The sequence below is a fragment of the Actinoplanes missouriensis 431 genome (genome assembly GCF_000284295.1).
Taxonomy (GTDB): Bacteria; Actinomycetota; Actinomycetes; order Mycobacteriales; family Micromonosporaceae; genus Actinoplanes; species Actinoplanes missouriensis.
Window position 1 is genome coordinate 3,200,497 of sequence record NC_017093.1, and the last position, 22,035, is coordinate 3,222,531.

21 protein-coding genes and 1 pseudogene are annotated in these 22,035 nt (G+C 69.5%); 13 read left to right on the forward strand and 9 right to left on the reverse strand.

Going from position 1 to position 22,035, the window contains the following annotated elements; translation table 11 throughout:
- Positions 1–22: 22 nt before the first annotated feature.
- Positions 23–469, forward strand: coding sequence for an ATP-binding protein (locus tag AMIS_RS15010; protein ID WP_014443165.1), 447 nt, complete (start codon positions 23–25; stop codon positions 467–469).
- Here the strand turns inward: AMIS_RS15010 and AMIS_RS15015 are convergent.
- Positions 459–1,166: an SDR family oxidoreductase gene (locus AMIS_RS15015; protein ID WP_014443166.1), complete on the reverse strand. Its 708-nt coding sequence runs from the start codon at positions 1,164–1,166 to the stop codon at positions 459–461. The genes AMIS_RS15010 and AMIS_RS15015 overlap by 11 nt on opposite strands.
- A gap of 59 nt (positions 1,167–1,225) precedes the next feature.
- Here AMIS_RS15015 and AMIS_RS15020 point away from each other — a divergent pair, with 59 nt between their 5' ends.
- The 3 genes from AMIS_RS15020 (at position 1,226) to AMIS_RS15030 (ending at position 4,081) form a co-directional block, all read left to right on the forward strand.
- A complete protein-coding gene (locus AMIS_RS15020) occupies positions 1,226–1,606 on the forward strand; it encodes a MerR family transcriptional regulator (protein ID WP_014443167.1) in 381 nt (126 codons plus the stop codon).
- Positions 1,607–1,676: 70 nt separating this feature from the next.
- Positions 1,677–1,910, forward strand: a complete 234-nt coding sequence (locus AMIS_RS15025) for a hypothetical protein (protein ID WP_014443168.1) — start codon at positions 1,677–1,679, stop codon at positions 1,908–1,910.
- A gap of 116 nt (positions 1,911–2,026) precedes the next feature.
- The gene (locus AMIS_RS15030) at positions 2,027–4,081 is read left to right on the forward strand and encodes a DUF4153 domain-containing protein (RefSeq protein WP_014443169.1); all 2,055 of its coding nucleotides are present in this window, start codon (positions 2,027–2,029) and stop codon (positions 4,079–4,081) included.
- A 61-nt stretch (positions 4,082–4,142) separates the two neighbouring features.
- On the opposite strand, the gene AMIS_RS15035 is transcribed toward AMIS_RS15030, so the two are convergent.
- Entirely contained in the window at positions 4,143–4,394 is a 252-nt protein-coding gene (locus AMIS_RS15035; protein ID WP_014443170.1) for a type B 50S ribosomal protein L31, read from the reverse strand.
- Positions 4,395–4,638: 244 nt separating this feature from the next.
- Between AMIS_RS15035 and AMIS_RS15040 the strand changes: the two genes are divergently transcribed.
- Positions 4,639–5,475 (forward strand): IS5 family transposase, encoded by an 837-nt coding sequence (locus AMIS_RS15040; RefSeq protein WP_041830879.1) that lies wholly within the window; start codon positions 4,639–4,641, stop codon positions 5,473–5,475.
- 114 nt (positions 5,476–5,589) lie between these two features.
- On the opposite strand, the gene AMIS_RS15045 is transcribed toward AMIS_RS15040, so the two are convergent.
- The gene (locus tag AMIS_RS15045; protein WP_014443172.1) at positions 5,590–6,315 is read right to left on the reverse strand and encodes a GAP family protein; all 726 of its coding nucleotides are present in this window, start codon (positions 6,313–6,315) and stop codon (positions 5,590–5,592) included.
- 164 nt (positions 6,316–6,479) lie between these two features.
- On the opposite strand from AMIS_RS15045, the gene AMIS_RS15050 reads away from it, so the two are divergent.
- Together AMIS_RS15050 and AMIS_RS15055 are read left to right on the forward strand one after the other, a co-directional pair.
- Complete coding sequence (locus AMIS_RS15050; RefSeq protein ID WP_014443173.1) at positions 6,480–6,602, forward strand: ribosomal protein bL36; 123 nt, start codon at positions 6,480–6,482, stop codon at positions 6,600–6,602.
- A 486-nt stretch (positions 6,603–7,088) separates the two neighbouring features.
- On the forward strand, positions 7,089–8,801 hold the full coding sequence (locus AMIS_RS15055) for an IS1182 family transposase (RefSeq protein ID WP_014443174.1): 1,713 nt from the start codon (positions 7,089–7,091) through the stop codon (positions 8,799–8,801).
- A 597-nt stretch (positions 8,802–9,398) separates the two neighbouring features.
- Here AMIS_RS15055 and AMIS_RS15060 read toward each other — a convergent pair.
- Complete coding sequence (locus tag AMIS_RS15060; RefSeq protein WP_014443175.1) at positions 9,399–10,625, reverse strand: FAD-dependent monooxygenase; 1,227 nt, start codon at positions 10,623–10,625, stop codon at positions 9,399–9,401.
- A 49-nt stretch (positions 10,626–10,674) separates the two neighbouring features.
- On the opposite strand from AMIS_RS15060, the gene AMIS_RS15065 reads away from it, so the two are divergent.
- Complete coding sequence (locus tag AMIS_RS15065; RefSeq protein WP_014443176.1) at positions 10,675–11,259, forward strand: TetR/AcrR family transcriptional regulator; 585 nt, start codon at positions 10,675–10,677, stop codon at positions 11,257–11,259.
- Here the strand turns inward: AMIS_RS15065 and AMIS_RS15070 are convergent.
- Together AMIS_RS15070 and AMIS_RS42685 are read right to left on the reverse strand one after the other, a co-directional pair.
- Positions 11,256–12,038, reverse strand: coding sequence for a DUF4839 domain-containing protein (locus AMIS_RS15070; RefSeq protein WP_014443177.1), 783 nt, complete (start codon positions 12,036–12,038; stop codon positions 11,256–11,258). The genes AMIS_RS15065 and AMIS_RS15070 overlap by 4 nt on opposite strands.
- A gap of 184 nt (positions 12,039–12,222) precedes the next feature.
- A pseudogene (locus AMIS_RS42685) lies at positions 12,223–12,303 on the reverse strand (IS5/IS1182 family transposase); the annotation flags it as partial.
- Between the two features lie 156 nt (positions 12,304–12,459).
- Here AMIS_RS42685 and AMIS_RS15075 point away from each other — a divergent pair.
- Entirely contained in the window at positions 12,460–13,488 is a 1,029-nt protein-coding gene (locus tag AMIS_RS15075) for an endonuclease/exonuclease/phosphatase family protein (protein ID WP_014443179.1), read from the forward strand.
- A gap of 100 nt (positions 13,489–13,588) precedes the next feature.
- Here the strand turns inward: AMIS_RS15075 and AMIS_RS15080 are convergent, their stop codons facing one another.
- Entirely contained in the window at positions 13,589–14,887 is a 1,299-nt protein-coding gene (locus AMIS_RS15080; RefSeq protein WP_014443180.1) for an extracellular catalytic domain type 1 short-chain-length polyhydroxyalkanoate depolymerase, read from the reverse strand.
- Positions 14,888–15,138: 251 nt separating this feature from the next.
- Positions 15,139–15,648, reverse strand: a complete 510-nt coding sequence (locus tag AMIS_RS15085; protein WP_014443181.1) for a YcxB family protein — start codon at positions 15,646–15,648, stop codon at positions 15,139–15,141.
- Positions 15,649–15,831: 183 nt separating this feature from the next.
- Here AMIS_RS15085 and AMIS_RS15090 point away from each other — a divergent pair, with 183 nt between their 5' ends.
- Positions 15,832–16,278 (forward strand): YybH family protein, encoded by a 447-nt coding sequence (locus AMIS_RS15090; protein ID WP_197538023.1) that lies wholly within the window; start codon positions 15,832–15,834, stop codon positions 16,276–16,278.
- Here AMIS_RS15090 and AMIS_RS15095 read toward each other — a convergent pair.
- Entirely contained in the window at positions 16,266–17,438 is a 1,173-nt protein-coding gene (locus AMIS_RS15095; RefSeq protein ID WP_014443183.1) for a spore photoproduct lyase family protein, read from the reverse strand. The two genes, AMIS_RS15090 and AMIS_RS15095, sit on opposite strands and share 13 nt — an antisense overlap.
- A gap of 216 nt (positions 17,439–17,654) precedes the next feature.
- On the opposite strand from AMIS_RS15095, the gene ppk2 reads away from it, so the two are divergent.
- From ppk2 to AMIS_RS15110, 3 genes are read left to right on the forward strand one after another with little or no spacing between them, the layout of a single operon-like run.
- Complete coding sequence (gene ppk2 / locus AMIS_RS15100) at positions 17,655–18,479, forward strand: polyphosphate kinase 2 (RefSeq protein ID WP_014443184.1); 825 nt, start codon at positions 17,655–17,657, stop codon at positions 18,477–18,479.
- Positions 18,476–21,199, forward strand: a complete 2,724-nt coding sequence (locus tag AMIS_RS15105) for a cation-translocating P-type ATPase (RefSeq protein WP_014443185.1) — start codon at positions 18,476–18,478, stop codon at positions 21,197–21,199. The genes ppk2 and AMIS_RS15105 overlap by 4 nt, the downstream gene beginning before the upstream one ends.
- Positions 21,196–22,026, forward strand: coding sequence for an alpha/beta fold hydrolase (locus AMIS_RS15110; protein WP_014443186.1), 831 nt, complete (start codon positions 21,196–21,198; stop codon positions 22,024–22,026). Before AMIS_RS15105 ends, AMIS_RS15110 begins: the two co-directional genes overlap by 4 nt.
- The last annotated feature ends 9 nt before the right edge of the window (positions 22,027–22,035 follow it).

Consider the following 22,035-nt stretch of genomic DNA (forward strand, 5'->3'; position numbering starts at 1 on the left):
TCGGCGGGGCAATGGCGGTCAGGTGCAGACCATTCGAACCTCCCCGCCACCGCCGCACGCCGAGCAGCTGCAGCTGTGGACCCTGGAGAGCGCCGCAGGGCTGCGCGAACTCCGGGCGTCGATCCAGCAGGAGCTGATCGGTCACCCGCTGGTGCGGGCCGCCGACCACGACGACATCCTGGACCGGATCGTGCTGGTCGCCACCGAGCTGGCCACCAACGCGATCCGGCACGGCCGGCCGCCGACCGAGGTCCGGTTGCTGCGCAACGACGACAGCGTGATCCTCGACGTGGCCGACCGTGACCTGACCCGGCTCCCGGAGCTGGCGCACACCCGCCCGCTGCATGCCGGCGGGCGGGGACTGCTGCTCGCCTTGACGTTCTCGCTCGAGGTCGGCTGGTACGCGACCGAGGAGAAGAAACACATCTGGGCGACGTTTCCGCTGCGCGCGGACGACGTCACGCGCTGAGCGCGGCGGCCGCCTTCGCGTAGATGACGCTCGGGTCCTCGGCCAGCCACGACTTGACCAGCCGGCTCCAGTCGTCGGCGAGCACCTCGGTCCGGTCCGCCTCGATGCCGTCCAGGGCCGCCGCGACGACCGCCGCCGGGGAGATCTTCGGACCGTCGTAATCGGCCATCATGTCGGTGTCGGCCGCGCCCAGGTGCAGGCCCGTGACGAGCGTGCCCTGCGCCGCCAGCTCGATCCGCACGTTGTTGGTCAGCGCCCATTCGGCGGCCTTCGCGGCGTGGTAGCCGCCGGCCCCGTCGAAACCGAGCCAGGAGATCGCGGACAGCACGTTGAGGATGGCGCCGCCGGCCAGCCGGGGCGCGAAGGCGCGGATCACGTTCAGGGTGCCGAAGAAGTGGGTGTCCATCTCGCGGCGGATCGCGTCCAGGTCGCCGGTGACCAGGTTGGCGCCGGTCGAGATCCCGGCGTTGTTGATCAGGATGGTGACGTCGTGCGCCACCTCGGCCGCGGCGGCGATCGATGCCGGATCGGTCAGATCCAATTTCAGGGGTACGGCCCCGGCGACGTCAATGAGCTCAGGGCGGCGGGCCGTCGCGTAGACGGTCGCGGCGCCGCGGTCGAGCAGGGACGTGACGAACTGCCGTCCGAGGCCCCGGTTAGCGCCGGTGACCAGGACGTTTGCTCCGTTGATCTGCATGTCGGCTACGCTAAAACCTGACGCTGACGTCAGAGGCAAGTCGTGCGATGGAGGTCACGGTGCGGATCGGTGAGCTGGCGACCCGGACGGGTGTCAGCGTGCGGGCGCTGCGCTACTACGAGGAGCAGGGGCTGCTCGAGTCCGGCCGCAGCAGCTCCGGGCAGCGCCACTACCCGGAGCCGGCCGCCGACCGGGTGCAGCTCATCCAGATGCTGTACGCCGCGGGGCTCTCCAGCCGGACCATCCTGGAGCTGCTGCCCTGCGTCGACGCCCAGGTCAACACGCCGGAGTCACGGGCGAGGCTGGCGGCCGAACGGCAGCGCATCGACGAGCAGATCGCGGCCCTGACGCGCACCCGGGACCGGCTGGACCAGGTGATCGAGCTGTCCGAGGGCCCGGCGAGCAACTGCGCCCACTTCGGACCGTCCACCCGGGTCTGACCCAGGTCATACCCTCGGACGAGACCCTGGTCAGACGCGCGGGAGGGGCCTGCGCCGACACCATTGACCTGTGACCGAGAACGGAACCCTCCTCCACCCGATCGCCGCCGCCGACCTTGCTCCGACCCTCACCGGCATCGCCTTCTGGACGGTGCTGCTCGCCGCGTACGTCGCGCTGTTCGTCGCCACGCTCGTCAGCGTCTGCCGGGCGCCGCTGGACGCTCAGGCCCGTACCCGATGGGTCTGGTTCGTGGTGCTGGCACCGGGCCTCGGCATCGCTCTCTGGTTCGCGAAGCGGCCCTGACATCCCGCATCTGTGCCAATCGACCTAGGCGTCGGGGCGATACGGACACGTCCCGGCGTAGAAATTGCCGTGCGCACGCCCTACAGTGTGCGGACCGAGCAACCTAGGAGGGTGCAGTGGCGGACCTGCCACCAGAGAAGCCGGACCCGGCTGAGACCGACGTTCCCGTTCCGGCGCCGCAGTTGCTGGTCATGCCGCCCAGCGACGCGATCCCGTCGATGGTCTGGCCGGGGACCGACGGCGAGGTCGCGTGGGCGATTCCGGTTCAGATTCCCTCTGGTACGCGGGGATACGCCCTGTTCGTGCCGATGGTCCCGGCGCAACCGGCGACAGTGGACGCGGCCGAGCCGGCCGCTGTCGCCTCGTCCCCGAAGCCGGCGGCCGCTGCTGCCTCGTCCCCAAAACCGGCGGCGGCCGCTGCTGCCTCGTCTCCGGAACCGGCGGCGGCTGCAGTCGACTCGTCTCCGAAGTCGGCGCCGGCGCCGGCCGCTGTTGCCGAGTCTCCGAAGCCGGTTTCGAAGCCCGCTGCGGTGGCCAACGCGACCCCGTCGGATCTGGCGGGCGCCACGGTGCAGGCCTTCCCGCCGATGCAGCCGCAGCGATCCACCCCACCGGGCCAGCGCCCCCAGTCGATCCACCCGTTCGGCACCTACGAGCGCCCGCCGTCGGCCTGGGAGACGTTCCGCAAGAAGAACTGGCCCGGCCCGAAGCAGGCCCGCGGCTGGGCCGTCCCCGGCGGTGTGCTCGCCGGCGCCCTCGGTTTCCTGGTGTTCCTGCCGCTGGACCGGGTCGGCATCGGCTGGTTCCTGGGCTGGCTGGCGCTCACGCTGGGCGTCGGCTTCGCGGTCCGCGGCTCGAAGGACCTGTCCCGCACCGAGCGGCTGATCCGGTCCGGCTGGGCCGCAGCCGCGCTCGCGCTGATGCTCATCCCGGCGTTCCGCAACGCGTGGTGGCTGGTCACGTTCAGCGTGATCGGCGCGATCGGCTGCACCGCGCTGGCGATCGTCGGCGGCCGGCAGGTCAGATCGATCCTGTTCAGCCTGGTGGCGGCCCCGTACGCGGCCTTCGCCGGCATCCCGTGGGTCCGCCGACACCTGAAGAGCAGCCGGGAACCCGGCATCGCCCGGCGGATCTTCTTCTCCGTGGCGCTCACCGTCGTGGTGCTGTTCGTCTTCGGCGCGCTGCTCTCCTCGGCCGACGTCGCGTTCTCCAACCTGCTCGACGACGCCGTCCCGGATCTTGCCGTCGGCTCGATCTTCACCTGGGTCTTCCTCACGGTCGCCGGTGGCCTGCTCGCGGTCTCCGGCATCTACACGCTCACCGCGCCGCCCGCCACGTCCAGCCTGGACACCGAGGGTAAGGGCCGGTTCGGGCTGATCGAGTGGGCGCCGGCCGGCGCCGCGCTGGTGCTGCTCTTCGCCGGCTTCGTCGGGGTGCAGTTCACGGTGCTCTTCGGCGGCAGCCGGCACGTGCTGAAGACGGCCGGGCTCAGCTACTCGGAGTACGCCCGCAGCGGCTTCTGGCAGCTCGTCGCGGTGACCCTGCTGTCGCTGGCACTGATCGCGGCGCTGGCCCGCTGGGCGAAACGGGATCAGCCGGGGGAGCGGGTGATGCTCCGCGTACTCCTGGGTCTGCTCTGTGGTCTGAGCGTCGTCATCGTGGCGTCCGCGCTGTCCCGGATGTGGGAGTACCAGCGGGTTTACAGCTTCACCGGCGAGCGGATCTTCGTGATGGCGTCCGAGATGCTGCTCGGCGTGATCTTCGTGCTGATCGCGGTCGCGGGCATCAAGTGGCAGGGCCGCTGGATCCCGGCGACCACCGTCGGCCTCGCCGTCATGATGCTTCTCGGCCTCGCCGTCCTCGACCCCGAGGGCTACGTGGCCAGCCGTAACGCCGCCCGCTACGAGGGATCCGGCAAGATCGACGCCTGGTACCTGCGTGCTCTCTCCGCCGACGCGACTCCCGCTCTGGCCGAATTGCCCGATCCGGTACGGCGGTGCACCCTCAGCTGGATCGCCAAGGACCTGAAGGAACCCGACCCCTGGTACGCCTGGAACCTCGGTCGCCAGCAGGCCCGCGAGGAGCTGAAGAAGCTGGGCCCGGGCGCGATCGGCAACCAGAAGGACTGCACGGCCGCCGACCAGTTCGACCTGCCCAAGACCCGCCGATGACCGACGGGGTGCTCCGGTCGTGGACCGGAGCACTCCGTCAGGGCGCCGATGCGCTCACGCGTTACTTGGCGAACTTCGCGTACTTGGCCTTGAACTTCTCGATGCGCCCCGCGGTGTCGAGCACGCGGCTGCGGCCGGTCCAGAAGGGGTGGCTGGCCGCCGAGATCTGGACGTCGATGACCGGGTACGTGACGCCGTCGGTCCAGTCGATCGTCCTGGTGCTCGTCTCGGTGGAGCGGGTCAGGAACGCGAAGTCGGCGTTCCGGTCGCGGTAGACGACGCTGCGGTACTCGGGGTGGATTCCGGTCTTCATAGCTGACCTCCAGGTTGATCGACAGGCACAACCGATCCGCCACCCTCGATATTTCGCCCGCGATTGTGTCCTGCGAGACAGCCGGCGCGGGAATCCTTTTCCCCGGACATGGGGTGTACCGGCGGTGCATCCTTTATCAGTGCCTCGCGCCAGCGGGCCGGACGCGGTTCTCTGAGTGAGTGTTTGAGTGTGGTGTCGCACGGCGTGTCCCTGGGTGCGGCGAGAGTGGTCTGAAGCTGGCGTGGTGGAGCGTGAGCGTCGGTACCCGTCTGACCTGACTGACGAGCAGTGGGAGATCGTGGAGCCGATGCTCCCGTTGATCAAGTCGCCGGGCCGGATCCCGAAGCATCCGCGCAGGACGATCGTTGATGCGATCTTGTACGTGGTCCGCAGCGGTTGCTCGTGGCGGCAGCTACCGGTCGACTTCCCGCCTTGGCAGACCGTGTACTGGCAGTTCCAGCAGTGGGAGAAACGCCAGGTCACCGAGCGCATCCTGGAAGAGTTGCGGGAGCAGGTCCGCCTGGCCGAGGGCCGCGAAGCCGAGCCGTCGGCCGGTGTCATCGACTCGCAGTCGGTCAAGGCCGCCGACACCGTCGGCAGCGACAGCCGCGGCTACGACGCCGGGAAGAAGATCAACGGACGTAAGCGGTTCATCGTCACTGACACTCTTGGCCTGCTGGTCGTAGTCTGCGTGATGTCAGCGTCCTGGCAGGACCGCGACGGCGCGAAGACGACCTTGCTGTCGACGTACCTGACCACGTCGATCCGGCACGTGTTCGCCGATCAGGGCTTCGCCGGCCGGTTGGTCGACTGGGCTGCCGAAACGCTCAAGACCACCATCGAGATCGTCCGTAAGCCCGCCGACCAGCGTGGGTTCGTGGTCCATCCCCGGCGGTGGGTGGTCGAGCGCAGCCTCGCGTGGCTGACCGCGCACCGCCGGCTGGCCCGTGACTATGAACGCGACCCCGCGGTTTCTGAGGCATTGATCCGCTGGGCCGCGATCAACACCATGGTCCGCCGTCTCGACCGCGGCCGACCCGCCATCCGCCAGGGCCGCCGGACATTGAGCACGCCCGGATAACAGCACTCTCAAACACGCACTGAGAAACAGCGAAACCGTTGATCCAAGGAGAGATCATGCGTGGTGCAGTGCTGCACGCTCCCGGCGACGACACTGCGGACCCTCTGAGAGCCGTCACCAGAGGATACCGGCCGCGTCGCCGACCAACTGGGCGCCGATCACCAGGCACAGCACCGACATGATCACGGCGTTGTGGCTGCTCATCCAATCCTTGAGGCGGCCCAGCAGATCGGCGGACCGGTCACCCATGGCGAAGTAGAGGACGAGCGGTGCCGCCACGCCGAGCGTTCCCACAACCATGAAGATTCCGTACGCCGCCGCCTGCTGCCCGCCCGGGATGCCCGTCTGGGCGATGGCGGTGGCGCCGGCCACCGCCAGCAGCAGATTCTTCGGGTTGACCGCGGACAGCGCCGCTGCCACGCCGAACGACTTGAGCGCCCCGAACCCGTCGATCGCGTTCATCCATCCGGGCATCGCCGCCGCCTCACCCCGCTGCGGCCGGCCGCGGAACTGCCAGCCGGCCAGCAGCATCAGCAACAGCCCCAGCACGAGCTTCAGCCAGCCGGCCCAGGCAGGCGGGCCGGCGCCGTCGGTGTCCGGGGCGGGGCCGGAGAGCAGCAGCACGAGCGCGCCGACGGCGGCGAGACCGGCCAGCCAGCCGGCGACGAACGCTGGACCGTTGGTCCGGGCTCTCGGGGTCGTCAGCATGAGAATCACCGCGATGATCGGTACGGGGCTCAGCGCCACACCGACAGCCGTGGCCAGGCTCCCGCCAATCGCCTCGCCCATCACGTCCTCCTCGTCGGCGGCCGGCGCTCCGGCATTCCGGCGCTCCGGCATTCCGGCGCTCCGGCGCTCCGATTCTCCGGGGGCATGACCGGCTCACGCCTCACCCGCTGCGGGTTAGGCGGCGCCGGGAGGCCCGGAAATAGCGGCGGGGGCGGCGACGTTCAGATCATCGTGTACGGCGTAAGCCAGCGCCGTCGCGGAAAGAGGTCAGCGTCATGAAGGTCCGCAATTCGCTCCGTTCGCTGAAGAGCAAGCCGTGCAGCGTCGTCACGCGCCGTCGCGGCCGCCAGGTCGTGGTGAACAAGAAGAACCCGCGGTGGAGCGGCCGCCAGGGGTAATCGCTCGCCGAACAGCTTCGTGCAAAGCCCACCCGGATCGTCCGGGTGGGCTTTTGCGCGTTCCCGGCGTCCCGGCGTTGCGGCGTTGCGGCGTCCCGGGGTGCCGGCGTGCCGGCGTTGCGGCGTTGCGGCGTGCCGGCGTTGCGGCGTCCCGGCGTTGCGGCGTTGCGGCGTCCCGGCGTTGCGGCGTCGTGGCGTCCCGGCGGCGGGGTGCGGGCGTGAATCTTGGAAACGGCGATGCCGGCTGGCGCTCAGTGTTCACAAAACGGACGCGCCGCAGCACTGGAAGCCGAGCGAGCCGGGCTGGCTTCCAGTGCTGCCAGAAGCGCTCCCGACAGCACTGTTCGCCAGCTGGTCCGGCCGGTCACCAGCGCTAGTGGGAGTGCATTGGGCGCCGGCTGGTCCGGCTGGTCACCAGCGCTGACCCTGATGGCTTATTCGGTGGGCGTGTCCGTTACCTATGGCCGTCGATGGAGTTATGTGGTCATGTCGATGCAGCCAAGGCCGTGGCCTGAGGTTCCGGAGCAGACTGCGCGGATGGCGCGGGCGGCGTTTCGGAAGGGGAATCTGGCGACGCGGATCCGTGATGAGTTGGGTCAGGTGTATGAGGACGGCCGGTTTGTGGCTGTGTTCGGGGTGCGGGGACGGCCGGGGATTTCTCCGGCGCAGTTGATGATCGTCAGTGTGTTGCAGTTCGCGGAGGATCTCACCGATCGGCAGGCCGCTGAGGCGGTCCGGGACCGGATCACCTGGAAATACGCGCTGGGTTTGGAGTTGGACGATCCGGGGTTCGATGCCAGTGTGCTCAGTGAGTTCCGGGCGAGGCTGGTCGATGGTGAGCTGAGCAGTCTGGCGCTGGACGCGTTGTTGCAGCGGCTGGCCGCGTTGAAGCTGGTCAAGGCCGCCGGTCGGCAGCGCACCGATTCCACGCATGTGCTCGCGGCGATCCGCCGGCTCAACCGTCTGGAGCTGGCCGGGGAAACGGTGCGGGCCGCGTTGGAAGCGTTGTCCGCCGCGGCGCCGGACTGGCTGACCACGGTGATCGACGCGTCCTGGCTCGACGTTTATGGCGCCCGGATCGACAATCTGCGGCTACCGGCCAGCCAGACCCGACGCGACGAACTGCTGCTGCAGTACGGCCGCGACGGCTATCACCTGCTCGATGCCGTGCACCAGCCGGACGCCCCGCCCTGGCTGGCCGAGATCCCCGCGGTCCAGGCGTTACGCCGGATCTGGATCCAGCAGTTCTGCGGCGACACCGACAGCAGCGGCCGGCGGGAGGTGCGACGGCGGGACCCCGCCCCCAGCGGGGACGGTGTCCCGCCGGCCAGAGACCGGATCGCCTCGCCGTATGAACACGACGCCCGTTACGCCACCAAACGCGGTAAGGCCTGGACCGGATACAAAGTCCACCTCACCGAAACCTGCGACCCACCCGAACCCCGCACCGCCAGCGGCAGCACCGGACGCGGGGACCACCCGAACCTGATCACCAACGTGGTCACCACCGCAGCCAGCACCGCCGACAACGCGATGACCGCCACCATCCACCAGCAACTCGCCGACAAGAACCTGACCCCCGCCGAACACCTGGTCGACTCCGGCTACCCGTCCGCGCACCTGCTCGTCACCGCCGCCCGCGACCACGGCATCACCCTGATCGCCCCCCTGCTAACCGACAACTCCACCCAAGCCCGCGCCGGCAACGGCTACGACAAAGCCGCGTTCACCATCGACTACGACACCCACCACAGCGTCTGCCCCCAAGGCCACACCAGCAGCACCTGGACACCCACCCAATCCCACGGCACCGACACCATCATCGTCGCCTGGCCCCGACACACCTGCCAACCCTGCCCCGTCAAACCACTCTGCACCACCAGCGACCGCCGCAAAATCGGCCTGCAACCCCGCGACCTGCACGAAGCCGCCACCACCCACCGCACCCAGCAGAACACCAGCGAATGGAAAACCCGCTACCACACCCGCGCCGGCATCGAAGGCACCATCCGCCAAACCACCCACGTCACCGGCATCCGCACCGCCCGCTACCGCGGCCTGCCCAAAACCACCCTCGAACACACCCTCGCCGCCACCGCCATCAACATCATCCGCCTCGACCACTACTGGACCGGCAAACCCCTCAACCGCACCCGCACCACCCACCTCCAACGCCTCAACTTCACCCTCGCCGCCTAACCACCGAATAAACCAGCAGGGTCAGCGCTGGTGGGAGTGCATTGGGCGCCGGCTGGTTCGGCTGGCGCTGAGTGCTGTCGGTCAGGGACGTCGCGAGCTGCCCGGCATCACCTGTCCCGCGTGCGCGCCTTGCGCCCGGCCCGGTGAACCGGATCGCCCGCGCGCCGGCCGCCCCGGCCGGACACGGGGGCGAGAGCAAACGCTGAGCCGCGGTGGGGGCACACGGTGAGCTGCGGCGGCGGGGGCGAGGGCGCACGTCGAGCTGCGGTGGCGGGGCGGGGGCACACGGTGAGCTGCGGCGGCGGGGGCGAGGGCGCACGGAAGCCGTTCGTGTGCTGACATCGCTGCCCTGGCACGGGTGGGGGCACACGCAACCGTTGTGTGCGTCCTGAGCCCGCCGATCGTGGAGCGCCGACGGTCCAGCCGTGGCCCACGCATGTGATCAAGCTCGGGTAGCCGTTCCCCGCTACGGCTGGCCCGACTCAGCCGTCGCCCAGCCCGGTGATCAAGGCTCGATTCCCAGCGCCGGCTACGGCTCGCTTAACGGCTCGCGGCTCGCTTAACGGCTCGCGGCTCGCTTAACGGCTCGCGGCTCGCTTAACGGCTCGCGCCACGGCACCCCCGCGTGTGGACGTGGGGTGTGGCGGGGCGCGCGCCCGAGTTCCGCACGCCTGGGAGCGCCGCCGGGGGACGCCAGGCGGCTGCCTCGTCGAATCCGCGGACGGCGAAGCGGTCAGGGATCAGGCGGGCGGCGGTATCGCGCAGCGCGGTGACGGTTGCGGAGCCGGTCTGGGTGAGGCGGCCGAGGAGGTGGGACTGCCTGGTCAGGCGGGCGACTCGGCGGGCGCGCTCCCGGTCGTACCCGATGAGGCCGTTGATCGTGGAAGTGCTGGTGGAGACGGCGTGCGCGAGGACGACGGCGTCCTCGGCGGCGAGGCCGGCGCCCTGGCCGAGGTTGGGCTCCATGGCGTGCGCGGCGTCGCCGAGCAGCGCGACCCTGCCGTGGTGCAGGCGATCCAGGGACGGCCGGAGCGCCAGGACGTCGTGACACAGCAGCTCAGCGGGCGTGATCGCGTCGAGCAGGGCGGGAATCGGATCGTGCCAGCGGCGAAAACGCGTACGCGGATCGGGCAGTTGATCGTGATTTTCCGGGGCGTTGGCGGTGGCGTACACGTAGACCAGGTCGTCGCCGACCGGCACGATCCCGAAGCGTTCCGCGCGGCCCCAGGTCTCGCTGGCCGCCGTGATCGCCGCGGCTGCCGGGCGGGGGACCAGGGCGCGCCATGCGACGTATCCGCAGTAGCGCGCCTCCGGGTGGTGCGGCCAGAGCTGCCGGCGCACCCGGGAGTGGACGCCGTCGGCGGCGACGACCAGGTCGGCGGGGATGCGTTCGCCTCCGCAGTGGACGGTCGCCCGCCGGTCCGCGTCGCCCGGGTCGACGTGGGTGACCGCCGCGCCGAAGCGCAGGGAATCCGGCGGCAGGGCGGACCTGAGCAGGTCGATCAGATCGGCGCGCACGATCGCGATCTGCGGACTGCCGTACCGGGAGATGACCTGGTCGGCGCTGGTACGGGACAGCCAGCGGCCGTCCGGGCGGCGTATCCCGGAGCCGGGGAGCGCGGCGGCCCGTGACCGCAGCGCTTCTCCCACGCCGAGGGAGTCGAGGGCCCGTACCGCATTGGGCCAGAGAGTGAGCGCCGCACCTGCCCGGACCCCGGCGGGGTTGCGCTCGTGAACCCGCACCGCCCAGCCGGACCGGTGCAGGGCGACGGCCGCCGCGAGCCCGCCGATGCCGCCACCGATGATCGTTGCCTCTACATCCATAGAGGCGACACTACAGATGTAGAGGCTCTACGGCTATAGAGTGGGCCGCATGAGCTCCGCACGACATCGACTCGTCGCCGACGCCGCCCTCGACGTGCTCGCCGAGCACGGCTCCCGGGGGCTGACCCACCGCGCGGTGGACACCGCGGCGGGGCTTCCGGCCGGGTCGACGTCGTACTACTACCGATCCCGGGCGGCCCTGCTCAGCGCATGCGTCGAGCGGCTGGTCGAGCGGGATCACGAAGAGCTCGACGGGTTGACCACGATGATCGCGGGGGCGGATCGGGAGGCGCTGACGGATTCGCTGGCCGGGGTGCTGCGGCACTGGCTCGGCGCGGGCCGGCAACGGCATCTGGCCCGGTACGAGCTGACGCTCGAGTCGGTGCGGCGTCCGGAGGTGGCGGGTCAGCTGCACCGGTCGGGGGAGGAGCTGCGCGGGCGGATCGCGGAGATCCTCGGTGGTCTGGGCGCCGCTGAGCCGCCGCGTCAGGCTCGGTGGCTGGTGGCCTGCATCGACGGCATCCTGTTCGACAACATCGCCGGGGCGCGTGCGAGCGATCCCATCGGGGAGCGGGAGCTGCGGGGGGCGGTGGGTGGGCTGATCGGGGCAGTGCTGCCCGAGGCCTCTGACTAGCGGACCTCTGTGGAGATCGGGTCGAGGTAGAAGCTGCACTGGACCGGGTTGAACTCGCGGACCTCGGCGACGAAGCGGAACGTGTCGCCCTCACCCACGGTGGCGGGGATGTTGTCGCCGGTCAGGTTCAGGTCCGACACGTTGACGTCCTCGAACTTGAAGGCCGGGCCCTCCGTCGTCTGCGGCCCCTTGCTGCCGGGGCCCAGAAGGAGGTCGTAGCGGGTCTTGTAGTCACCGTGGGGCATCATGTTCACGATCGAGCCGTTGAACGCGATGGTCTCGCCCTGGTGCTCGGCTGCGAAGTCCACGTTGGCGTCGTCGCAGGAGTCCGCCTTCAGCAGTGCCGCGAACTTCTTGTTGTTCTTTGACGTGATCACCTTGTCGGTGGTGGGCGTTGTGGGCGGTTTCTCGGCTGCTTCCTCGCTTGCGGCGGGCTGTCCCTCGTCGCCGGCGGGCGGCTTGCTCGCCCCGGTCGCCGTGCTGGGCGGCTTGCTCGCGGCGACCGCCGTGCCGGCGGGCTGGTCCTTCTTCTCGTCGCCGCTGAGAGCGGAGGCGATGCCGCCGGCGGCGGCCAGGATCGCGAGGACGGCGGCGCCCGTGCCGATCAGCAGCCACGGCACCGGCTTCTTCGGGCGGCGGAAGGTGAGGGTGGTGCGCAGCGTGCCCTGGGCCTGCTCGACGAACTCCCAGCCGTCCTTCTGCATCCGCGAGATCACCAGGCCGTCGGTGCCCCGAACCGCCCGCACGGTCTGATACTCGTATTTGCTCTCGTCGCCCACGCGGATCCGTCCCCTGAATGATCATGATCAACTGTCCCGCGAGCATAGGGGCACGGGTGCGGGGAGGGATCGGCCGTACCGTCGAAGGATGCGCTCGAGCCGGGATCGAAGCGCGCTGGCGGGGTCGATCTTCGCGTGGGCGCGGTTGAGCGCCTTCTGCCGGCGGGACAGTTTCGGCCGGAAGCAGCGCCGGTGACGCCCACACGAGCCGGCCAAGGGTGTCGGCGATGACCTGCACGTTCACGCTCTGCCGCTTATGTTTTCCGCGATCGTGGACGGGTAGGACAGCATGGCGCCCTCAGGATCGCCGACCCCGGCCACGGGCTCTGACCTGCAAGATCGGGTTGGAGAGATTCACTCAGGACTTGCCCAAAAAGTGACGATACGCTTGGATCCCACGCATCTCGCCATAAGGAGATAAGTGATCAGGGCTTTCCTGGCGCGGGCATCGATCGTGCTCGCATGTTCCGCCGCGCTGCTCGTCCCGGCGACGCCTAACCTCGCCGACGACGTCACGCCGAGCAATGTCCCGAGCGTGCGCGTGTTGAGTTACAACGTGTGCGGCTCGTACTCCGTCTGCCAGTACACCGGCCAATTCGGCACTTGGCTGAATACCGTCGAGACGCAAGTCACTACGTGGAACGCTGACGTGCTCATGCTGCAGGAACTCTGCATCGAGCAGTGGAGCCAGTTACGCAGCCGACTGGCGGCACGCGGCTACGTAGGAATCTTTGCTTCCACAGTGTCTGCGGCTCCCGGCTGTCCGAAGTGGGGTAGTACTGATGCTCGCTTCGGGATGGGGACTTTCGTCCGCGCCCCGGCCGTTGACCGTTTCGTCGCCAACCTCACCGTTCCCGCCGGTGAAGAGGCGCGAGCGGTGTTGTGCGCGCGCGGCCCGGTCGGCGGGCGCACGACGTTGATCTGTAATACCCACGTTGCGGCGTACATGACGCCCGACAACGGTATGAGTCAGGTGCTTGGCTACGTTGACGCGTGGGCCGCAGGTCTGCCGATCATCCTGGGTGGGGATGTCAACGCGCGGCCTGGCTCCACGGCATTGCAGGTCGCGCGAGCCGGGGTTGCGGGCACCGGCGGGTTCGCGGAGGTGGACGAGACCGACCGGGACCAATTCACCGACGAGTGTAAGAAAGCAATGGTGGACGAGTGTGCCTCGGGTGAGAAGACCACCACTACCGTCAAGATCGACCACATCCTGGTCACCACCCGCGACTTTCATACCGTCAAGGCAGTGGTGAGCGACCCCGGATTATCGGATCACCGCCTGCTTGTCGGCGCCGCCTACCCCGAGGCGAAGACTCTTAGCGCCACGCCCGGTGATCTCATTGGTGACGGCCGGCCCGACCTGGTCGCTACCCCACGAAGGGGGCACACTGCGCCTCTACGGCGGCCCGGGCGACGGGAGACTTTCCACCTGGCGGCAAATCGGTGACAGGGGCTGGTCGGACATCGTGGCGACTGGACTGACACCGGCACGGCTCCATCGATGACGAGGGGTGGAAACCCGTCCTCGATGGAGCCGTGTCTGTCGGTCAGCGGGCGGCGCAGGTGGCGCTGGTCGGGCCGCTGCCGGTGCCCTGGAAGCCGAACTGGTTGGTGCTGCCGGCCGCGACGGAGCCGTTGTAGTTCACGTTCGTGAAGTTCACCGCCCCGCTGGTGCCGCTACCTGTCGCGCTCCACGAGTTGGTGACGGCTGAGCCGGGCGGCAGGGTGGTGCCGACGGTCCAGCCGTTGAGCGCCGACGTGCCGGCGGTGACCGTGACGGTGGCGACGTAGCCGCCGTTCCACGAGTTCAGGGAAACCGAGGCGGTGCAGCCACCCGGAACCGGCGACGGCGAGGACGGCGACGGCGAGGACGGGGAGGGGGTCACCGTGGTTCCGTCCAGGCCGAAGAAGCTGATCGCCATCCTGGCCTGCCCGGCCAGCGGCAGCGAGTGGCCGACGCCCGCGATGCTGATGGCCTGGACCGGCGGTTGCGCCGAGGTGTTGCCGTACCACGTGCGGGTCCAGCCGGGCTGCGGCGTGTCGGTCTTGACCGCTGTCTGGCTGACGCCGAGCACATTGGTCCACTGCTTGAGCTCTTCGCCGAAGTTGTTGTAGTGCAGCGTGGTGTCGGTGACGCCGTGCCACAGTTGCATGCGCGGGCGAGGGCCGGAGTAGCCGGGGTACGCGTTGCGCACCGCGTCGCCCCACTGCGCGGGGGTCTTGCTGACCTGGCCGTTCGCGCACGCGCTGTTCCATCCGGCCTGCTGGCCGGGGTCGGCGGGGTTGCCCGCGGTCGCCTGGAAACAGGTGGCGGGCACGCCCATGAACGCGGCGCCGGCGGCGAACACGTCCGGGTAGTCGGCGAGCAGCACGTTGGTCATCATCGCGCCGGACGAGGCGCCGGTGACGAAAGTCCGTGCCGTGTCGGTGTTGTACCGCTGCTGCACGTACTTGACCATCGAGGTGATGCCGACCGGATCGCTGTTGCCGTTGTGGGTCAGCGCCCCCGCCGAGGAGACGTCCCAGCAGTTCCCGGTACGCACGGTCGACGGGTAGATGACGATGAAGCCGTACTGGTCGGCGAGTGATTTGAACTCGGTGCCGGAGTAGAACGCCGGGCCGGAGCCGGTGCAGTAGTGCACGGCCACCAGCACCGCCGGCTTGGTGGGCAGCCGGTCCGGGACGTACAGGTGCATCCGGATGCCGGTGGGGTTGGCGCCGAACCCGGTGACCTCGGTCAACGCCGCCGCGGAGGCCGGTGACGCCGGGAGGAGCGTGGTGGTCGCGATCAGGCCGGCGAGGACCGCGACGACTGAGGCCAGCGCTGCACGCCAGTGTCTTCTCATGGTCGTTCCTTTCGGGTGCGGCGGGGGACGACCCGTGACCACACCGAGGTGGGGGAGGCGGGTGGCGCGACCGAGGGAACAGGCTGATCCGGATCGAGCGAAACATTACAAGTGGGCAGCGACAATTACAATGGTGAATATTCGCTCTTCATGGCACTTGTGACGAGGTTTCTCCGATGATTGAGGCATTCACCTGGGGCGATGTCATCGCGATCCGGCCGATCGGTTTCCGGAACTTTCGGAGTTACGCCTCAGGTCGAGGAGCCGTCGCCGGTGAGCGCACGGCCGCGGGAACGCAGCACGGTGAGCACAGTCTCCTGTTCCGCCGCGGAGAGGCCGTCCAGCGGAATGCCGGACGCCGTGCGCCAGCCCTGCGAGATGATGATCTGGCCCCGTGCTCTGGTGACACGGGTGATCGCCTGCCAGGGCAGGGTCTCGGTTCCGAAGCCGGCCGTGATGTGGATGCCGGCGCTGTCGATCCGGTACGCGGTCGGCCGGCCGAGCTTGTGCGCGTTCTGCTGCAGGGTTCGCTTCGGCGACTCGATCACGAGGACATACAGCATCAGAAGCAGGAACACGCCGCCGTAGAGCAGGGCGGTCTTCGCCGTCGTGACGTCCGCCTGGACCAGCACTGTGGCCACCGCGAGCACAGCCAGCGCCATCAGGCACCAGACACGCAGCAGAAGGCGCCGGGCGAGAGCCATGGACAGTCGCGGGTCGCCCTGGACGTGAAAGTTCAACTGACGGGCTGTGTCTTCCATGCCCGCAGCGTAGTGATCGCCATCGGCTCCGAGGCGTCACGTCCAACAGGGACAGGTCGCCTCGTCCGCCAGCACCTCGTGGCACCACGACCGGATCCGCCGGCACGGTCGAAGGAAGCGTCATCGAGATGGGTGACGGGCGGGGACCACGGTGCGCCATCGGCGGGGTTATTCTGGTTGGGCATGACGAATTCATCGCAGTCACCTCGTGAAACCGATGCCATGCCGCCGGAGCGCGTCAGCCCCACCACCGATGTTCACGGGCACGTCGCCGCCTATACCGCTGCTTTCGCCACCGGGTCGGGTGCCGCCGTGGACCTCTTCTACGAGCGCGACGCGATTCTCGTTCCGCAACCCGGAACGGCACTGACCGGTACGGCCGAGCGCCTCGCCGCCTATGAGCACCTTCTCGGATTCGGCGTTCCGATGGTCGCGGAGACCAGGCATCTTCATGTCACGGGCGACATCGCATTGTCGGTCGTCGAATGGTCGATGCGCGGCACGGCTCGCCAGGGCTATCCGCTCGATCTGAGTGGCGTCTCCGCTGACGTTCTCCGCCGCGGAAGTGACGGACGCTGGCGTTACCTCATCAACAATCCGTTCGGCACCGTGGAGCCTCAGGTCCAGTAGAGGATGCGGCAGCCGGGGAGCCGGCGGGCGATCTCGGCCTCGAACCAGGTGCGCATCTCGGTCATCAGCGGGGCCGGATAGACGTATTTGACCGCCCCGAATTTGCCGTGTTTCCGGGTTCGCGTCTCTTCGTTCATTTCCAATCGGGTACGGGGATACCACCCCATCAGCACATCCCTGCTCCCCGGGGTGAACCGGTGGGTGATCAGCTCAGCGGTCAGATCAAGGCCGGTCACGCCGTCGACAGCTGCCGCCACGCCGGCGATCAACGCGCCGTACATTGATCGCCAGTCGTCGATCGGCATGATCGGCGCGATCGTCAGGCCGACCGGGTAGCCGTCGAGGGCGAGCCGTCGCAGGGCGGCCAGCCGGTCGCCCAGGCGGCTCGTGCCTCCCTCGAAGCGGGTCGTCACCGGCAGACAGTTGACGCTGAACCGGACCCGTGTCCGCCCGTGATGGGCGAGCCCGATGAACGTGTCCACGTCGTCGAACTTGGTCGTCCAGCGGAGCTGCACCGGAGCGTCCCACGCGCCGAAGTGCTCGACCGCCCGCCGCCAGCTGCCCGTCAGGTGTTCCACCGCGAGCGGATCGGTGTAGCAGGAGGCTTCGAACGTCGTACCCTCGTGGTGCCGTGATGGTTTGGGGCTGGTGATCGTGCCGCGTCCGGCGTAATCGGCGAGGCCGTCGAGGATGTCGTCCAGGTCGGCGTAAACGCGGGTGACAGGCGGGCCGGAGAGGGATCCGGCCAGGTAGCAGTACTGGCAGTGGGCGGGGCAGCCCTCGGCCAGGTCGAACCGCCAGTCCGCGCTCGGTGCGATCGGCTGCAGTTTCCGGCGCGACGGCGGGCTCACGACGATCGCCATGGTGTTCTTGGCCCGGGCGTACGTCTCCCGGTCGCTCTCCCCGCGGACCCCGGTCAGCCGCGGGCCGCGCAGCCGTTCCACCTCGATGCCCTGTGCCTCGAGGCGTTCCATGATCCGGCGGCCGTGCGGATGGTCGTACGCCGGCGGGGTCGCCACCACCCGCCGCGGCGTCCAGCGCCGGGCCCGGCGGGCCGGCGGCGCCACCGCGCTCAGGTCGAACGTGGCCACCTGCTCGCCGCTGGCACTGTGCGGCGCGGCGGGCACGTCGCACGCGAGTGGCTGATCGAGGTCGGTCATGAGCAGGGGTTACCCCGGGTGGGACGGGTGTACTACCCGGGTTCAGGCGCACAGTTCGGAGGTGGGAAGGCTGCGGACCGACGCCGGCGCTTCCGGCTCGCCCTCCTGACGTCTTCCCACAGGGATCGCCCGGCAGTCATCCGTCAGGGGTGGTGCCCCGCCTCGGCGCTGCGACGAACATGGATCCCCCGGACCGGACGTGGGAGAGAAGGCGCCATGTCGACGAAGAAGAAGAGCCGGACTGCCACCCCGGTCACCAGGATGAAGCGCCGCGTCTACGAGGACGAGATGCGCCACCTGCATGCCGAACTCGTCGCGATGCAGGAGTGGGTCAAGGCCACCGGCGCCAAGATCTGCGTGGTGTTCGAAGGGCGGGACACGGCCGGCAAGGGTGGCACGATCAAGCGGATCACCGAGCGGGTCAGCCCGCGGGTGTTCCGGGTGGTCGCTCTTCCCACGCCGACCGAACGGGAGAAGAGCCAGATGTACGCCCAGCGCTACGTCGCGCATTTCCCGGCCGGCGGAGAGGTCGTGATCTTCGACCGGTCCTGGTACAACCGGGCCGGCGTCGAACCGGTGATGGGCTTCTGCACGCCGGAGGAGAGCACCCGGTTCCTCGCGTCGGTCCCGATCTGGGAGAAGGCGATGACCGATTCCGGGATCCTGCTGCTGAAGTACTGGCTGGAGGTGAGCCCGCAGGAGCAGACGCGCCGGCTGAAGAGCCGCATCCACGATCCGCGCAAGGTGTGGAAGCTGTCCGACATGGATCTCAAGTCGTACACCCACTGGTACGACTACTCCCGTGCCCGGGACGCGATGCTGGCGGCCACCGACACGGCCTGGGCGCCCTGGCACATCGCCGGCACCGACGACAAGAGGCGGGCCCGGCTCAACATCATCAGCCATCTGCTCAGCCAGGTGCCCTACGAGCCGTTGACGACCCGTGACGTCACGCTGCCCGGACGGCAGAAGGCGAACGGCTACCAAGAGCCGGATCTGACGGTACGGCACATCCCCACGCCGTTCGGGGAACTGGCATGACCACCGTGGGACGGGCCGTCGAGGAGAGTCCCGCTTACTCCGTACCGGGGCCGGAGGTGGCGCGGCGGCTGGGGGTCGACCCGGATCGCGGGCTGGACGCCGCCGAGGTGGACCGGAGGCTGGCCGAGTTCGGGGCCAACGAGCTGCCGGCCGAGCCGGCGCAGAGCCGGTGGGCGGTCGCCCGGGGGCAGCTCGCCAATCCGATGAACATCATGCTGCTGATCGTCGGCGGCGCGAGTCTGGCCATCGCCGAGGTGCCGACCGCCGCCGTGGTGCTGGCGCTTGTCGTGTTCAACGTCGTGATGGGCACGAACCAGGAGATGAAGGCCCGGGCGAGCGTGGACGCGCTGGCTCAGCTGCAGGTGCCGTCGGCCCGGGTGCGACGCTCCGGGGAGACCGCGCAGATCGACGCGACGGGGCTGGCGCCGGGGGACGTGGTGCTGCTGGAGGCCGGTGACGTGGTCCCCGCGGACGGGCGGATCCTGGTGTCGGCCTCGATGGAGGTGCAGGAGGCGGCGCTCACCGGGGAGAGCGCGCCGGTCGCCAAGGACCGGGTCACCCTGCCGGAGGGGGAGCGGGCGCTCGGCGACCGTACCAATCTGGTTTTTCAGAATACGCAGGTGACACGTGGCACCGCGACGTTCGTGGTGACCGCGACCGGGCGGGCGACGCAGATGGGCCGGATCGCCGGCATGGTGACCGCGACCAAGCGGTCCCGTTCGCCGCTGCAGCGCGAGCTCGACGACATGACGAAGATCTTCGGTCTGATCGCCTGGCTCGCCGTCGCGGTGATCGCGGTCTTCGGGATCGCCCGTGGCCAGGAGCTCAGCACGCTGACGCTGCTGTGCGTGTCCACCGCGATCTCGGCGATACCCGACGGCCTGCCCACGTTCGTGCAGGCCATGCTCTCCTCGGGCGCCCGGCGGCTGGCCGCGCTGAAAGCGGTGGTCAAGTCGCTGAGCGACGTCGAGACGCTGGGCAGCACGACGGTCATCAACAGCGACAAGACCGGCACGCTGACGATGAACGCGATGACGGCGACCACGATGCTCGCCGGTGGGCAGTGGTTCAGCATCGAGGGGGTCGGCTACCACAAGTCGGGGCAGATCCTCGGCGTGGCCGCCGGGCGGGCGCCGGACTTCCACCGGCTCGCGCTCGGGCTGACGCTGTGCACCGACGCCACGGTCGGCGACGACGAGTCGGTCATCGGTGACCCGACCGAGGCGGCCTTCGTGGTGCTCGCCGCGAAGATGGGCGTCGACGCCGAGCAGACCCGCGCGGCGCTGCCCCGGCGGGCCGAGGTGCCGTTCGACTCCGAGTACAAGTTCATGGCGACGTTCCACGACCGGCCCGGATCGCTGGACGGCGGGATCCTGCGGCAGTCGCACTTCGCCAGCGTGAAGGGCGCCCCGGACGTGGTCGTCGAGCGGTGCTGCTCGGCTCTCTGGAACGGCGAGGTCGTGCCGATCGCCGCCGTCCGCGACGAGATCCTCGGCGCAGTCCGTGACCTCTCCGGACGCGGACTGCGGGTGCTCGCCTTCGCCGCCCGGGACCTGGACGATCAGGCGATGGCGGCCGCTGTGGCCGACCCGATGCCCGCGGTCACCGATCTGGTGCTGGTGGCGCTGGTCGGCATCATGGACCCGCTGCGGCTGGAGGCCAAGGACGCCGTACGGGTGGCGCTGGGCGCCGGCATCGACGTCCGGATGATCACCGGCGACCACACGGTCACCGCCCGGGCCATCGCCGACGACCTCGGTCTCGGCCCCGGCGTGATCACCGGCACCGAACTGGCGCGCCTGCCCGACCATGAGGTGATCGAGCGGCTCCCGGAACTGCATGTCTTCGGCCGGGTGGCGCCGGAGGACAAGTTGCGGCTGGCCCGGCTCATGCAGGAGTCCGGCGAGGTGGTCGCGATGACCGGCGACGCGGTCAACGACGCGGCGGCCCTGAAACAGGCCGACGTCGGCGTCGCGATGGGCAGCGGCTCGGAGGTGTCGAAGCAGGCGGCGAAGATCGTGCTGACCGACGACAACTTCGCCACCCTGGTACGGGCGGTCGATCTCGGACGTGACATCTACCGGCGTATCTCGGCGTACGTGAAACTGCAGTTGACGATTTTGTCCGCGGTGCTGCAGCTGATGGTGTTCGCGACGGTCCTCGACATCAACGACGGCGTCGCCCTCTTCCCGCTGCAGCTGCTGTTCGCCAAGTTCTTCGTGGTCATCACCGTGGTCATCGGCTTCATCGTGGACGTGTCCGACCCCGGTGTGATGCAGCGCCCGCCGCGCCGCCCCGGCACCAAGGTGGTCAACGGGCCGCAGATCGTCCGCTGGTTCGTCACCGGGTTCGTCATCGCCGCCGCGGCACTGGCCGTCCTCGCCTGGGGACCCGGCCGGCCGAGCACCACCGAGCCGACGGCGGCCATGACCATGGCCTTCGCGATCATCTCGCTGAGCGCCGTCAACATCGGGCTCGTGATGCGGAGGGAACGGGAGGCGCCGTGGTCGTCGCCGCTCTTCCCGTACCTCGGGTGGATCATGCTGGGCTGGGCCCTGACCTGGGCCGGGGTGGAGCTCGGCATGCTGCAGCGGCTGCTCGACACCACCGCGCTGTCCGGGAACGAGTGGCTCGTCGTGATCGGCCTCTCGCTGCTCGCGCCGGCCGTGGTCGCCGCCGACAAGTTCCTGATCTCCGGCCGCCACCGGGACCGTCCGTGACGGAGGGGACGGGCTGGCGGGAGCGCCGGATCATGGTCCAGGGACGTCCGATCTTCGTACGCCTGGGTCCCGAGGTGCCGGGATCGATCCCGCTCGTCCACGTGCACGGATTCGCGGTGTCCGGAAGTTACCTGCTGCCCACGGCGCGGGCCCTGGCCGGGCGCGCGACGACCGTCGTACCCGATCTTCCCGGTTATGGCCGCAGCGCGGCCTGGGGCCATGCGCTCGGTCTGCCGTCCCTGGCGTGGGCGCTCCTGGAGGTTCTCGACGCGCTCGGCCTCGATCGGGTGTTCCTGATCGGCAACTCGATGGGCGGGCCGCTGTCGCTGGAGGTGGCCCACAGCGCGCCCGAGCGGGTCGCCGGGATCGTGCTCGCCTCGCCGGCCGGCGGCGTGCACAACCAGCCGCTCGGCCGGGCCCTGCTGCAGCTGGCCCGCGACGTGCGCCGGGAGAGGCCGCGGATGATTCCGGTGGTGCTGCCCGACTACCTGCGCTTCGGGCCGGTGAACGGCCTGCACCTGTTCAGCGAGCTGGTGCGGTTCCCCTCGCTGGAACGGCTGCTGCGCACGCCGGTGCCCACCCTGGCCGTGCTCGGCACCCGTGACCCGCTGATGCCACCGCCGGCGCGGGTCCGTGAAGTCGCCCGGCTGGCGCCGCCGCACGTGACGGTCGTGATGATCGACGGCGCGGCGCACGCGATGAACTTCAGCCACCCGGGCGAGCTCGCGCACGTGATCGGCTGCTGGCTCGACGGCGCCGAGATCACCGACGACCCGGGTCAGCCGGGCGTCGCGCGGGTCCTGCCGATCCGGCGCGAGCGGACGTGACTGCGGGCG